Raw genomic sequence first — 13,089 nt, 5'->3', positions numbered from 1 at the left:
AGAAGATGACAGCAGAAGGGGCGAGCGGTATATCCGGCCAGATGAGCGAGGCCGAAAGCGAGTTTGACGGCGAGAAGCCTGCCGGGCCGCTGCGCCCGGGCTGGACCACCGGCGCCTGTGCGGCGGCGGCGGCCAGGGCGGCTTTCACGGCCCTTGCCACCGGTACTTTCCCCGATCCCGTCAGCATAAGCCTGCCGCGCGGCGAGCGCCCGGCTTTTGCCCTTGCCCGGCACCGCCTCGTCGAAGGCGGCGCTGCAATCGCCAGCGTCATCAAGGATGCCGGGGACGATCCGGACGTAACACACGGCGCCGAAGTAACCGCCACGTTGCGGGCCCTGCCGGCTGGAAGCGGCATCCGGTTTGCCGCCGGCCCCGGTGTCGGCACCATCACCCGTGCCGGCCTGCCCCTGCCCCCGGGGGAGCCTGCCATCAACCCGGTGCCGCGCCAGATCATCACCACGGCGCTCGGCGAAGTCAGCACCGAAACCGGCTTTCCCGCCGATGTGGAGGTGGAGATTTCCATTCCGGGCGGCGAGGAGATGGCGCGTCATACGCTGAATGGCCGCCTCGGCATTCTCGGCGGGCTTTCCATTCTTGGCACCACCGGCATTGTCGTGCCCTATTCCTGCTCGGCCTGGATCCATTCGATCCATCGCGGCATCGACGTGGCCGTCGCGGCGGGCCTGACCCATATTGCCGGCGCTACCGGCCGCACCTCGGAAGAGGCGGTTGCCGCCCATCACCGGCTTGCCGACATCGCGCTCATCGATATGGGCGATTTTGTCGGCGGCATGCTCAAGTACCTGCGCCGCCATCCGGTGGCGCGGGTCACCATCGCCGGCGGTGTCGGCAAGATCACCAAACTTGCGCAGGGCCTGCTTGACCTGCATTCCCGGCGCGGGTCTGTGGACCTGCCAGCCCTTGCCGCCATTGCCCGTGAGGCGGGCGGGGACGGGGCGCTGGCAGCGGCCATCGCCGGTGCCAACAACGCTGCTGAAGCCTTTGCTATTGCGGAGCGTGCCGATATCGCCCTTGCAGAGGCCGTTGCCCGCAAGGCGCAGGCTGTTGCCATGGGCGTCGTGGAGGGGGCCGGCATCGATATCGAGCTGCTGGTTTATGACCGGCAGGGCCGTCTGTTGGGCGCGGCACCGTTCAGGGGCGAATAGGCTCACGCCGCGCCTCCCGGTCTGGCGGCAGGACGGAAGCGCCGGTCATACCCGGCATCATAAAGCGCACTTTCACGGAAATCCTCGGCCGCCAGCGCCCGGCCCACCAGAATGGTCGCGGTGCGCTCGCTCGGCTCGGCGGCAAAGCGACCGGCGATATCGGCAAGCGTGCCGGTGATGATCTTCTCATCCGGCCAGCTGACGCGGGCGGCGATGGCCACCGGGCAGTCGGCGCCATAAAAGGGCGTGAGGATGCCGATGATCTCTTCCAGCCGGTGCACAGCCAGATGAATGGCAAGGGTGGCGCCGGTGGCGGCAAAACTCTCCAGCTTTTCTGCCGGCGGCATCTTGCTGGCGCGGCCGGAAAGGCGGGTCAGCACCACACTCTGTGCCACTTCCGGCACCGTCAGCTCACGTTCCAGCGCTGCGGCAGCGGCAGCAAAAGCGGGCACGCCCGGGGTGAGGGTATAGGGGATGCCAAGGCGGCGCAGGCGGCGCAGCTGTTCGGCAAGGGCGCTCCAGATCGAGAGATCGCCGGAATGCAGCCGGGCGACATCCTCTCCCGCCTCATGCGCTTTTTTATATTCCGCCTCGATGGCGTCGAGATCGAGTTTGGCCGTATCGACCAGCCGGGCGTCTGGCGGGCACCAGCCGAGCATCTCCGGCGGCACGATGGAGCCGGCATAGAGGCAGACCGGCGAGCTGGCGATCAGCCGCTGGCCGCGCAGCGTAATAAGGTCTGCCGCGCCCGGGCCGGCGCCGATGAAGTGGATGGTCATAAGAAACTGTCCTGCGGCGCGCCCGGCCCTTCGGCAAGGGCGCAGGTGGCATTGGTCGACTGGATGCGGGCAAGGCGCAGGGTCGCCCCCGGCCCGGCGGCGGCAAGAGCGGCAGCCTCGGCGGCTGAAGCCATGCCGCTGCCGGGCATGGGCTTCTTTGCCGGTGTCGGGCAGTGGGGCGCAGCAGCGGCCAGAGCGGCCTCTGCCACCGCACGCAGCGGCAGGCCCAGATTGTTTGCCGCGTTTCTGCCCGTGTCGTCACGGCCGGTTTTCCAGCCCGGCATGGCGACAAGGTTGGCTTCCGGCAGATTTGCCCGCGCGAGCGCGGTGGTGATCAGCACGGCAATTTCCTCGGCGCTGCACTCCTGCCTGAACCCGATCCCGGCGACGATCATCGCGGCGCCCCCGGTTTGGTCACGGCCAGATGCAGCACGGGCATTGCCGGGCGAAAACCGGTGAGGCCGCCCACCGGCTCGGCGCGTTCCACGCTCACCCGCAGTAACTGGCCGCCCAGCTTCTGCCAGGCCTCGGTCAGAAGCTGCTGCGCCTCGATGGTCACGGCATTGGCAACCAGCCGCCCGCCGGGCTTCAGCGCCTGCCAGGCTGCCTCGATCAGACCGCCATCGCGGGCAAGGCCGCCGCCGATGAAAACGGCGTCGGGCGCCGGAAGGTCGGCAAGGCTGGTGGAAGCAGGGCCCAGCTTTACAGCAAGGCGGGGTACCCCAAGGACGGCCGCGTTGCGGGCAGCGCGGGCGGCGCGGGTGTCGTCCTTCTCCAGGGCAATGGCCTGGGTTCTTGGATGGCTCAGCAGCCATTCGATGGAAATGGAGCCGGAGCCGCAACCGATATCCCAAAGCAAGGCCCCCGGATGCGGCTGCAGGCTGGAGAGGGTGAGGGTGCGGATTTCGCGTTTGGTGATCTGCCCGTCATGCTCAAACCAGTTATCCGGCAAGCCCGGAGCCAGCGGCAGCGGGCGAGCCTCCGGTCCGGCGACAAGCTCCAGCGCTATCAGGTTGAGGTGGGCAATGTCCTCAAGCGCGAAGCTGCGGGCGATATCGCTGCGGATGACCTCGCGCGGTCCGCCAAGGGCCTCCAGCACGCTCAGCCGGCTGTCGCCGAAACCCTGAGCTGCCAGATAGGCGGCAACGCTGGCCGGCGTCGTCTCGTCGGTGCTCAGCACAAACAGCCGCTCCCCGCCTTGCAGCGCCGGGCGCAGGCTTTCCAGCGGACGTCCGCAAAGGGAGATAACAGGCACATCCTGCTCTCCCCATCCCATCCGGGCGGCGGCGAGGGTGAGGCTCGAGAGGGCGGGGACCACCAGCATCTCTTCCGCCGGGATCGCTGCGGCAAGTGTGCTGCCGATGCCGAAACAGAACGGATCGCCGGAGGCGAGGACGCACACGGGCTGACCGCGTCGCGCAGTGATCTCCGGCAAGGTATCAGCAATAGGCGAGAACCAGCGCCGGGCCTCGCCCTTGATGAGGGACGCAGCCAGCTGTAAATGCCGCTCGCCGCCGACAACCAACCCGGCGGTTTCAACGAGCGTTCGGGCGGTCGGCGTCAGACCCTCGACGCCATCCTCGCCAATTCCTACGATGGCGAGCCAGCGGCTGGTGCCGTATGAGGTTTCTGCCCGATCCATCAGCCCGTTATGAGAGAGCGCCTGTGACATCATCCCCCCTCAAACTTTTGCTGCTGGGCGGGACGGGTGAGGCTTTGGCGCTGGCACGGCGGCTTGCCGATGATGCGCGTTTCAGTAGCCTCTATTCGGTGGCCGGCCGGACGCGTGCGCCGGTCCTGCCGGAAGGGCTGGAGAGCCGCAGTGGCGGTTTTGGCGGTGCTGCGGGGCTCGCAGTTTTTCTGAAGGACGGGCAATTTGATCTGCTGGTCGACGCTACCCATCCCTTTGCCGCGCAAATTTCGGCCAACGCCGCTGCTGCGAGCGAAAAGGCCGGTATGCCGCTGCTCAGCCTGCGGCGGCCGGGCTGGAGTGCCAGGGAGGGTGATCGCTGGCAAGCGGTGCCGCATATGGAGGCTGCGGCAAGGGCGCTGGGCCCCCAGCCGCGCCGGGTACTGCTGACCATCGGCCAGCTTGAGCTCGCGCCCTTCCGCGCAGAGCCGCAGCATCATTATGTGATCCGCAGCGTAGAGCCGCCGCCCGAAGCCCTGCTGCCGCCAGACTGCACCTGCCTGACGGCGCGCGGCCCCTTTGCCCTGGAAGGTGAGCTTGACCTGCTTGCCAGTCAGCGCATCGACTGCCTCGTCACCAAAAATTCCGGCGGCAGTGCCACCGAGGCCAAACTGGTGGCGGCGCGCCAGCTGGGGCTGCCGGTCATCATGGTTGAGCGGCCAGTGCTGCCGGTCGTCGGCAGCACGGTGATCTCGGTCGAAGCGGCGCTCGGCTGGCTTGATCATTTCGCCTCCAGCCGGCCGACGGAACGCGGCGTATAGAGCCAGGGCGTGCCTTCCGGCCGCTCGATCGTCCGGGTTTCTGCCGTACCGATCATTACAAGCGTGCGCATGTCGGCAAAACCGCTGCGCGCTTCAGACAGCGGCACGATGCGGATGGTTTCATCCGCACGGCTGATGGCAGCGGCAAAGATGACCGGTACGCTGCCCGGCAGCACCCGGCGCAGCAGGTCGAAGGCCGCATCAAGCTGCCAGGGCCGGGCGCGGGAGACGGGGTTATAGAGCGCGAGGGTAAAGCCTGCACCGGCGGCGGCTTCCAGCCGCTTGAGGATCACCTCCCACGGCTTGAGGTTATCCGACAGCGACAGCACGCAGAAATCATTGCCGCAGGGGGCGCCAATGCGGGCGGCCACCGCCAGCACGGCGGAAAGGCCCGGCACCACCTCGATATCGATCTGGCGCTGGGCGGCATCGCCGGCCTCGATAGCCTCGAATACCGCCGCCGCCATGCCGAACACACCGGCATCACCCGCCGACACCACCGCGACGGTCGCGCCACCGGCTGCCAGCTCCAGCGCATGGGTCGCGCGGGAAAGTTCTTCGCGGTTATCGGTCAGGTGGCGCTGCTGGCCCGGCCGCTCCGGGACACGGGCAACATAGGGGCCATAACCAAGCACATCAGTTGCCGCGGCAAGGGCAGCGGCTGCGCGCGGGTTCACCAGATCGTCCGCGCCGGGGCCGAGCCCGATGATCCAGAGTTTGCCGCTCATCTTTTCCCCCGCCGTCCGGGGACCAGAATGATGGCGAAGTAGGGTGTCTCTGCTGCCTCGTCACGGTCGGCCAGCCGCTCGATGCGCTCTCCCGCCATGGTGCCGCGCTCGACATAAAGCGCCCGCTCCAGCTGGCCGGCGGCGGCGAGCGCCCGGCGGATCTTGGGCAGGTTGCGGCCAACCTTCATCACCACGGCGGCGTCGGCAGCGGCGAGTTTCTGGGTCAGGGCCTCTTCCGGCAGCGTGCCGGGCAGGACCGAGAGGATGTCGTCGCCATGGGTGATGGGGGCGCCCGCTGCCGTCCAGCAGCCGCTCATGCCCGTCACGCCGGCAATCACCCGCACCGGAAAGCGCGCGGCGAGCCGGTCATGCAGATACATGTAGGAGCCGTAAAAGAACGGGTCACCCTCGCACAGCACCGCCACATCCTCACCGGCGGCCAGACGGCCGGCGAGCTGTTCGGCGGCGCTGTCGTAAAACGCATCCATATCAAGGTGGTAGCGCGGATCGTTCAGCGAAATTTCCGTGGTGAAAGGATATTCGAGCCGCAGTTCCTCGGCATCATCACGCAGCAGCCCGGCGGCAATGGTGCGGGCATTGCCGGGCCGTCCCTGCTTGGCGAAAAAGGCGATGAGGCGGGTGGAACCCAGAATGCGCGCGGCCTTCAGCGTCATCAGCTCGGGATCACCCGGCCCGACACCCACGCCCCACAGGCAGCCGGTTTTGGTCTCGGCGTTCATTCAGCGTCACTCGCCAGCGCATTGACGGCGGCTACCGCCATGGCGCTGCCACCGCGCCGGCCAGGCAATATCAAGGAGTTAAGGCCCGGTGTTGCCGCCAGCGCGTCCTTGCTTTCAGCCGCGCCGACAAACCCGACGGCCATGCCGATGATCGCGGCGGGCTTCGGCGCGCCATCGGCAATCAGTTCCAGCAGGTGGAAGAGCGCGGTCGGCGCGTTGCCGATGGCAACAACGGCACCGGCGAGCTTGTCGCCCCAGAGATCAAGAGCGGCGGCGGAGCGGGTATTGCCGATTTCACGTGCCAGCGCCGGGGTCCGGGCATCGCTCAGGGTACAGAGCACTTCATTTCCGGCAGGCAGGCGGGGGCGGGTGATGCCGTGGGCCACCATCTGGCTGTCGCACAGGATAGGGGCGCCGGCATGCAGGGCGCTGCGTGCAGCTTCGGCAAAGCCCGGGGAGAAACACAGATCGTCCGCCACCTCCACCATGCCGCAGGCGTGGATGATGCGCACGGCCACGCGCGCCTCGATCTCGCTGAAACGGGCAAGGTTCGCTTCGGTCCGGATGGTGGCAAAGGAGCGCTCATAGATGGCCGCGCCGTCGCGGATATAGTCCAGCTGGGTTTGGGTCATGTCCTGTCTTGGCGCTCGGCTGCAAAGGATTGAATAAATTGAACTAACTCGGCTTCTTGAAGCGCGCTGGCGAAGGGTTCATCGCCCGCCATGCCGTTGCGGATGGCGTTGAAGCGACCGCCGCGTGCCGTCAGCGTCAGCGTTGCCGGGCGGGGGCGGGCGCAGCCCTTGGCGCAGCCGGAAAGATGCAGGCTGTTGATGCGCTCGGGAAGGGCCGCCGCGAGGGTTGCAGCCAGCGTCAGGGTCGGCGCCTCTGCTTGCGGGCAGCCCGGCGCTCCGGTGCAGACATCAATCTTGAGGCGCGGGTCGTCCGCCGAAACGATCAACTCCAGCCGGCTCGCAAGAGTGAGCGCCTCATACGCGGCTTCGTTTGAAAGGCCGGTTATCAGCAGGGAGCGGTTGGCGCCGAGACGCAGAACGCCGTCGCCCTGCTGCCGGGCAAAGTCTGCCAGTGACAGTAATGCAGAAGCGGGCAGCCGGCCAAAAGCAGGCGCTATGGCAAGAGCCATTCCCTGCTTCAGTCGCTGCAGGCCGAGGCAGGGCTGTTGCGGGGCACGGGGCCGCTGGAGCCTCGGAGCCGGAAAACCGGCGGCGCCGAATATTTCAGCGACATCAATCTCTTGCGTAAGGCTCTTGAGGCGCCTGGACGTGCTGCCGGAGCGCCGGGACAGTGTGAGGAAGGCATGAGCGAGGGCGAGGGCGCCCGCCACGGCTTCTTCATGCGGCAGATGAACGGCATGACCGGCAGCTTCGAGGGTGATTTGATCGGGAACCAGGCCCGGCTTCAATCCTATGTCGGCCTGTGTGATGCCAAGGCCAAAGCCGCCGCCGCCATCGACGGCAAAGCCGAACTTCCCCGGCAGGGCATGCAGCGCCATGTCGGCCAGCAGTGCTTCTTCAAGTGTCATGGCAATGGGCAGCGGATCGAAGGCGGCGCTTGCGTCCTCTGCCGGGCCAAAGGGCGAGCACTGGATATTGCGCACGGCTTCCGCAGCTTCGTCGGGCGCTGCCAGTCCGCTTGATGTTACCTCTTCGGAAATTAAATTATAATCAGCACTATCAATGCCTCGCAGCTGTATGTTTCCACGCTGCGTTAACTCAATGGTGCCGTGCCCATAGCGGCTTGCGAGGCCGGCCAGCAGCCGGGCGGCAGCGGCAGGCAAACGCCCGGCGGAAGGTTTGATCCGGGCGATAAGCCCGTCGCCGGAAGCCATCGGCCGCTGGAGGCTGGGGCACCAGCCTTTTACCACCGCGCTCATAATGCTTCCTCCAGCGCAGAGGCGACGGCATTGCGGCGGGGGCGCCAGAGGTCGCGCCGCATCAGTTCGGCAAAGCGCGCACGCATGGCGGCAAGGGCTTCGGGGTTCTGGCGCTCAAGGAACTGCAGCACGGCGGGCGTGCCGAGTGTTGCTTCCCACAGCTGGTCGAATTGCGGGTCAAGCCGGTCCGGCAGGGTGGCGGCGAAGCCATAAAGGGCGTCGAGCGAGCGGGCGATTTCAGCGCCGCCGCGATAACCATGGCGCATCATGCCGCTGATCCAGGCGGGGTTCGCTGCCCGGCCACGCACAATGCGGCGCACTTCCTCTATCACCGTGCGGGCAACAGGGGCGTGCGGGTTGCTGGTATCGGCATGATAAAGTGCGGGGGCCGCGCCCAAGAGGGCGGCTGCGGCGGCAAAACCACCTTCATGGCCCGCATATTCGCCGCCTTCCAGCAGGTCGATCTCGGCATGGTCCTGCGCATGGATAAAGGCGTCTGCCGCCTTCACCCGCTCGGCAAGGCCGGTGGCATCGTTCCGGCCTTCCAGCCCCTCGCCATAACTCGCTGCCGTTGCCGCCAGCCAGGCGGCGGCAAGCTCGTTCCTGTCCTGCCAGGCGCCGCGCTCGATCAGCGCATTGAGCCCGGCGCCGTAGGTGCCGGGGGCAGCGCCATAGATGCGGCTGGTGGCAAGGCGCAGCGCCTCACCCTCAAGCCCGGCAGCGGCGGCGGCCAGCGGGTTCCACTCGGCGCTTTCTTCGCTGCGGGCAGCAACAGCGCGCACGGCGGCATCAAAGAGCGCGATCTGCGGCTCGAAGGCATCGCGGAAGAGGCCGGAGATGCGCAGCGTTACATCGGCGCGCGGCCGCTCCAGCTGCGCAATGGGCAGGACCTCAAAGCCGCTCACCCGGTTGGAGCCATCATCCCACACCGGCGTCACCCCCATCAGGATGAGGGCGAGCGCCAGATCTTCGCCGCCCGTGCGCATGGTGGTGGAGCCCCAGAGGTCGATCACCCAGCGGCGCGGCCAGTCACCCTGTTCCTGCAAATGGCGGGTGACCAGCGCCTCGGCCGCGCGGGCGGCCAGCACCATGGCGGAGCAGGTGGGGATGGCGCGCGGATCGACGGCATAGAGATTACGGCCCGTGGGCAGCACATCGGCGCGCCCGCGGGTGGGAGCGCCGGCGGGGCCGGGCTCCACAAAGCGGCCGTCGAGCGCAGCGATGAGCGCTTCGCCTTCAGCCCCGGCGCTCGCTTCAAGCCGCGCCCTGAGCACAGCCGGATCGATGCCGGGGGAGGAACGTTCCAGCGCTTCGGCCAGCAGCGCCAGCCGGTCGGCTTTCGGCTGGCGGGCGAAGATATGGAGACCGTCGCGAATTTGCAGGTCCTTGACGTCGCACAGCCAGGCATCGAGCCGGGCCAGCGCCTCATCCTCCGCCATGGCAGGCGTCACGCCGCTTTCGGCCAGCAGCCCCAGATCACCCGCGCGGGTCAGGATGTCCCGCCGCAAGAGGCCCATGCGCCTCGTGTCGAGCCCGTCCGCGGCGGCATATTCGTCGATGAGTTTTTCCAGCTCCAGCGCCGGGCCGTGGCTGCCCGCCGATTTGAGCGGCGGGGTCAGGTGGCCGAGCGTCACGGCACCAAGCCGCCTTTTGGCAGCAGCAGCCTCACCGGGATTATTGACGATGAAGGGGTAGATCGCCGGCAGCCCTGCCGTCAGCAGGGCCGGGAAACAGGCTTCTGATTGCGCCACCGCCTTGCCGGGCAGCCATTCAAGCGTGCCGTGGGTGCCGAGATGCACCATGGCATCGATCCCGGCCTTGTGGGCGAGCCAGAGATAGAAGGCGACATAACCATGTCGGGGTGGCAGGTCGGCATCATGGTAACTCGCCTTGCGATCAAGGCTCGATCCGCGATCCGGCTGGATGACGGCGGTGAGATGGCCATAGCGGGCAAGGCGCAGGGTAAAGGCGCCGCCGGTAACCGCCGGATCTGCCGCCGGCTGGCCCCACGCAGCCGTTACGGCTTCGCGGGCGGCGGCCGGCAAGGCGGCAAAGAGTGTGTCGTAATCGGCAAGCGTCAGGAAGGGCTGGGGCGCGGCGCGGCACAGTGCGGCGACCAGTTCCTCACTATCCGGCAAGTTGCGGCCGGCATCGTACCCGGCACCTGCCAGATCAGCGAGCATGGCGGCCAGGCTTGCCGGTGCATCCAGCCCCACCGCATGCGCGGCCTGACCGGCAGCGCCGGGATAATCGGAAAGCACGATAGCAAGGCGCCGCCGATGCCGGGGCAAGGTGGCAAGCCGGGCCCAGCGGGCGGCACGCCGGGCGGCGGTCGTGATGCCCGGCATCCAGGGCGCATGGCGGGGCCGGGCGAATTGCAGCTCCAGATCCGGCAGCTCCGGCGCCTTGAAGGAGATGACGCCTTCAAAAAGCCGGCCATCAAGCTCCGGCAGCACCACCTGCATGGCAAGGTCGCTCTGCCCGAGGCCGCGGCTGGATCTACTCCAGGCATCGCGGTGGCTGCCGGCGAGCGCCAGCTGCAAGACGGGGCAGCCGGCGGCATCCAGCGGTGATCCGGCGTCGGCTTCCATGCGGGCGGCAAAACCGGTGGCGTTCAGCAGGATGGCCGGACGCCACTGCGCCAGCTTTTCTGCAACCAGCCGGGCCGAGAACCCTTCCTTGAGGCTGGAGACATAAAGCGCCCGCACATCCAGCCCCTCGGCATCCAGCGCGCGGGCCAGGGCTTCCAGCGGGGCAAGGTCCGCCGCCAGCAGATAAGAGCGGTAGAAGGTGATGACGGCAAGGGGCCGCCCACTCTTCGCCGGCACGCCGAAATCATGCTCGCCAGCGGCAGCCAGCGGCTGTGCTTGCGCAAGCGGTTCCGGGCCGAGACCAGCGAGAAACGCCGCCTGCCTGAGGGCAAGTTCGACATTGCCGGCGCCGCCGGCATTGAAGGCGGCTTCCAGAGCGGCGCAGTCTGCGGCTGGCAGGGTGGAGAAGTCGACAAGCCGCTCGTCCTTGCGCCCGTCGCCCGCCAGCAGCGCCAGTTTGACGCCGTGCTGGCGGCAGCAGGCATAGAGCTCTTCCACGCCATAACGCCAGTAATCGATACCGCCCAAGAGGCGCACGATCACGATCTTCGCCTGCGGCACCAGCTCATCGGTCAGGATGTCGACCGACATCGGGTGGCGCAGCTTCTGCAGGCTGGCGAGACGCACCAGCGGCAGCGGTTCGCCTCTATTGCGGGCGAGCTGCCAGGCGCTGGCGGCAGCACCCAGATCGCTGTCGGAGAAGGAGAAAAACAGCATGGGCGCAGGGGCAAGGCCAAGGTCGGTGGCCTCGCTCCCTTCATCCAGGCTGTGTGTCTCCCTCACCAGAAGGTGCATCTGCGCTGACTTTCCTTGCCGCCCGAGCTTGTCAGAGTGCCTGGATGGCGGCGGTGATGCCGGCGCGGTCGAGGCCGGTTTCACCGATCACCACAAGGCGGCCCGTACGCGGCGTGCCAGCCGGCCAGGCGATATCGAAATGATGGCGGAAACGGCCGCCGACACCCTGCACCAGAAGGCGCATCGGCTTGCCATTTACCGGCACGAAGCCCTTGATGCGCAGCACATCAAAGCTCTCGGCAACCGCCTTCAGCTTTTCCACCAGCGCTTCGGGGGAGGCGACTTCGCCGATCTCGACATCGAAGCTGTCGAAATCATCATGCTCATGCTCGCCGTCCACCGCGTCATGGTGGGAGGGGCGGGCCGCAAGGTCATCTTCAGCCGCTGCACCAATGCCCAGCAGCACCAGCGGGTCCACCTTGCCTTCGCGGGCCGGTACGATCTTGACGGCGCGCGGGGTGCGGCTGGCGATCTCGGCGCCAAGCGCGTCAATGGCGGCCTCATCCAGAAGGTCGGTCTTGTTGAGGATGACAAGATCGGCGCTGCCAAGCTGATCCTCGAACACTTCCGCGAGCGGATTGTCATGATCGAGCGAGGCATCGGCGGCGCGCTGGGCTTCCACCGCTTCCGGGTCTTCGGCAAAACGCCCGGCGGCAACGGCAGGGCCGTCAACTACGGTTATAACGCCGTCTACCGTGACGCGCGAGCGTACGGCCGGCCAGTCAAAGGCCTTCAGCAGCGGCTTGGGCAGGGCAAGGCCGGAGGTTTCGATGAGGATGTGCTCGGGCGGGTTTTCGCGCGCCAGCAGCGCCTCGATCGTGGGCAGGAACTCATCCGCCACGGTGCAGCACAGGCAGCCATTGGCGAGCTCGACAATGTCCTCTTCCGTGCAGCCGGGCACGGCGCAGCTGCGCAGGATGTCGCCATCAATGCCAAGGCTGCCGAACTCGTTGACGATGATGGCTATGCGCCGGCCACGGGCATTCTCGATCACATGGCGCACCAGCGTCGTCTTGCCCGCGCCCAGAAAGCCGGTGATGACGGTTGCGGGGATCTTGCCTTTGGCGGCGGTGGAGGAAGCAGAAAGGCTCATGAAGCAGCAACCGTCGGCTTGAGAAAGGCCTCTTCGCCGCCTTTGGCGGCAGGCACGGGAAAACGGGAAATCAGCGCACGCTCAAGGCTTGCCGGCCGCGCCCGGCGCAGCACGGTGCCGGTGGGCGAGGCGGCATAGGCGCCGGCATAGGTGATGAGGTCGCCGGCAAGCTCTGGCGTCAGCCCGCCCAGCAGGTAACCCCATTTGCCGGGGCCGGCGATGGCGGCGGAGCAACCCTGCTCGCAATTACCAAAGCAGGTGACGGCATGAAGTTCTGGTGCAGCGTCGGAGCCGGCGCCCTCAAGGCAGGCGCGCGCGGCGGCATAAAGGCGCTCGCCATCGCCTTCGCCGGTTTTTTTGCAGCTGGTGCAGACATAAAGCCGCGTCTGGCCTGCTTCGGACACTTTGGACGTCTCCACGCTCTTGAACATCAAGGCAGCGGCCGGCTCCCTTGCGGGCGGGGCCCCTGTTATCCAAAACGGGAAGATCGGCGCGGCTCTTTGGAAATTGAGCTGCGCCGGTGCCGAAAGACCGATCGACACTGCCGGAAATCACCCCGTCCGGATGCCTCGTTAACTGCCACCGGGCAGTTACCAAACCTGTTGACGGCAGGTCTCCTGGCTTGCGGATCAAAACGCCGGTCCCGTGACCTTCCCGCGAGAATGCCCGAGGCGTCGCAGTGGCTTCCCCATCCGGGGAAATACGGGGCGGCTATCCGCCTACAGTTGCGGGGGCAGCTCTGGACTGGGTTTGCGCTTTCGCGCGCGCCGCATCAGATTCCCTTTTCATCTTCCGTGCTGGAAGAACCGTCGGGTTTTGCTTATGCCTTCGCCTCAGCCCTGTCAATCGACGGGC

At 67.1% G+C, this 13,089-nt stretch carries 12 protein-coding genes and 1 riboswitch; of the genes, 2 read left to right on the top strand and 10 right to left on the bottom strand.

What is annotated here, in order from left to right; translation table 11 throughout:
• Nucleotides 1-41: 41 nt before the first annotated feature.
• Nucleotides 42-1,166, top strand: a complete 1,125-nt coding sequence (locus QTL98_RS12700; RefSeq protein WP_445678835.1) for a cobalt-precorrin-5B (C(1))-methyltransferase — start codon at nucleotides 42-44, stop codon at nucleotides 1,164-1,166.
• Nucleotides 1,167-1,168: 2 nt separating this feature from the next.
• Here QTL98_RS12700 and cobM read toward each other — a convergent pair whose 3' ends face one another.
• From cobM to cbiE, 3 genes are read right to left on the bottom strand one after another with little or no spacing between them, the layout of a single operon-like run.
• A complete protein-coding gene (gene cobM / locus QTL98_RS12695; RefSeq protein ID WP_445678834.1) occupies nucleotides 1,169-1,945 on the bottom strand; it encodes a precorrin-4 C(11)-methyltransferase in 777 nt (258 codons plus the stop codon).
• Nucleotides 1,942-2,340, bottom strand: a complete 399-nt coding sequence (locus QTL98_RS12690; protein ID WP_445678833.1) for a cobalamin biosynthesis protein — start codon at nucleotides 2,338-2,340, stop codon at nucleotides 1,942-1,944. Before QTL98_RS12690 ends, cobM begins: the two co-directional genes overlap by 4 nt.
• A complete protein-coding gene (gene cbiE, locus QTL98_RS12685) occupies nucleotides 2,337-3,620 on the bottom strand; it encodes a precorrin-6y C5,15-methyltransferase (decarboxylating) subunit CbiE (RefSeq protein WP_445678832.1) in 1,284 nt (427 codons plus the stop codon). The genes QTL98_RS12690 and cbiE overlap by 4 nt, the downstream gene beginning before the upstream one ends.
• Here cbiE and QTL98_RS12680 point away from each other — a divergent pair.
• Nucleotides 3,611-4,396 carry a cobalt-precorrin-6A reductase gene (locus tag QTL98_RS12680; protein ID WP_445678831.1) on the top strand — a complete coding sequence of 262 codons (786 nt, stop codon included), beginning with the start codon at nucleotides 3,611-3,613 and terminating at the stop codon, nucleotides 4,394-4,396. The two genes, cbiE and QTL98_RS12680, sit on opposite strands and share 10 nt — an antisense overlap.
• Here QTL98_RS12680 and cobJ read toward each other — a convergent pair.
• The 7 genes from cobJ to QTL98_RS12645 are packed head-to-tail and all read right to left on the bottom strand — an operon-like array spanning nucleotide 4,357 to nucleotide 12,665.
• A complete protein-coding gene (cobJ, locus tag QTL98_RS12675; protein WP_445678830.1) occupies nucleotides 4,357-5,124 on the bottom strand; it encodes a precorrin-3B C(17)-methyltransferase in 768 nt (255 codons plus the stop codon). The genes QTL98_RS12680 and cobJ overlap by 40 nt on opposite strands.
• Nucleotides 5,121-5,864: a precorrin-2 C(20)-methyltransferase gene (locus tag QTL98_RS12670; protein WP_445678829.1), complete on the bottom strand. Its 744-nt coding sequence runs from the start codon at nucleotides 5,862-5,864 to the stop codon at nucleotides 5,121-5,123. Before QTL98_RS12670 ends, cobJ begins: the two co-directional genes overlap by 4 nt.
• Nucleotides 5,861-6,496, bottom strand: coding sequence for a precorrin-8X methylmutase (locus QTL98_RS12665; RefSeq protein ID WP_445678828.1), 636 nt, complete (start codon nucleotides 6,494-6,496; stop codon nucleotides 5,861-5,863). Before QTL98_RS12665 ends, QTL98_RS12670 begins: the two co-directional genes overlap by 4 nt.
• Nucleotides 6,493-7,755 carry a precorrin-3B synthase gene (cobG, locus tag QTL98_RS12660; RefSeq protein ID WP_445678827.1) on the bottom strand — a complete coding sequence of 421 codons (1,263 nt, stop codon included), beginning with the start codon at nucleotides 7,753-7,755 and terminating at the stop codon, nucleotides 6,493-6,495. The genes QTL98_RS12665 and cobG overlap by 4 nt, the downstream gene beginning before the upstream one ends.
• Nucleotides 7,752-11,141, bottom strand: a complete 3,390-nt coding sequence (cobN, locus tag QTL98_RS12655; RefSeq protein WP_445678826.1) for a cobaltochelatase subunit CobN — start codon at nucleotides 11,139-11,141, stop codon at nucleotides 7,752-7,754. The genes cobG and cobN overlap by 4 nt, the downstream gene beginning before the upstream one ends.
• A gap of 31 nt (nucleotides 11,142-11,172) precedes the next feature.
• Nucleotides 11,173-12,234 carry a cobalamin biosynthesis protein CobW gene (gene cobW / locus QTL98_RS12650; RefSeq protein ID WP_445678825.1) on the bottom strand — a complete coding sequence of 354 codons (1,062 nt, stop codon included), beginning with the start codon at nucleotides 12,232-12,234 and terminating at the stop codon, nucleotides 11,173-11,175.
• Nucleotides 12,231-12,665: a DUF1636 family protein gene (locus tag QTL98_RS12645; RefSeq protein ID WP_445682150.1), complete on the bottom strand. Its 435-nt coding sequence runs from the start codon at nucleotides 12,663-12,665 to the stop codon at nucleotides 12,231-12,233. The genes cobW and QTL98_RS12645 overlap by 4 nt, the downstream gene beginning before the upstream one ends.
• Before the next feature lie 159 nt (nucleotides 12,666-12,824).
• A riboswitch (cobalamin riboswitch) is annotated at nucleotides 12,825-13,060 on the bottom strand.
• Between the last annotated feature and the right edge of the window lie 29 nt (nucleotides 13,061-13,089).

Source organism: Radicibacter daui (assembly GCA_030657355.1).
In the GTDB taxonomy this organism is placed as follows: Bacteria; Pseudomonadota; Alphaproteobacteria; order Radicibacterales; family Radicibacteraceae; genus Radicibacter; species Radicibacter daui.
This window is presented reverse-complemented; position numbering and strand designations above follow the sequence as displayed.

Coding starts and splice junctions, on each gene's coding strand:
- QTL98_RS12700 (WP_445678835.1), top strand. CDS start 42: ATGAGCGAGGCCGAAAGCGAGTTTGACGGCGAGAAGCCTGCCGGGCCG.
- cobM (WP_445678834.1), bottom strand. CDS start 1,945: ATGACCATCCACTTCATCGGCGCCGGCCCGGGCGCGGCAGACCTTATT.
- QTL98_RS12690 (WP_445678833.1), bottom strand. CDS start 2,340: ATGATCGTCGCCGGGATCGGGTTCAGGCAGGAGTGCAGCGCCGAGGAA.
- cbiE (WP_445678832.1), bottom strand. CDS start 3,620: ATGATGTCACAGGCGCTCTCTCATAACGGGCTGATGGATCGGGCAGAA.
- cobJ (WP_445678830.1), bottom strand. CDS start 5,124: ATGAGCGGCAAACTCTGGATCATCGGGCTCGGCCCCGGCGCGGACGAT.
- QTL98_RS12670 (WP_445678829.1), bottom strand. CDS start 5,864: ATGAACGCCGAGACCAAAACCGGCTGCCTGTGGGGCGTGGGTGTCGGG.
- QTL98_RS12665 (WP_445678828.1), bottom strand. CDS start 6,496: ATGACCCAAACCCAGCTGGACTATATCCGCGACGGCGCGGCCATCTAT.
- cobG (WP_445678827.1), bottom strand. CDS start 7,755: ATGAGCGCGGTGGTAAAAGGCTGGTGCCCCAGCCTCCAGCGGCCGATG.
- cobN (WP_445678826.1), bottom strand. CDS start 11,141: ATGCACCTTCTGGTGAGGGAGACACACAGCCTGGATGAAGGGAGCGAG.
- cobW (WP_445678825.1), bottom strand. CDS start 12,234: ATGAGCCTTTCTGCTTCCTCCACCGCCGCCAAAGGCAAGATCCCCGCA.
- QTL98_RS12645 (WP_445682150.1), bottom strand. CDS start 12,665: ATGTTCAAGAGCGTGGAGACGTCCAAAGTGTCCGAAGCAGGCCAGACG.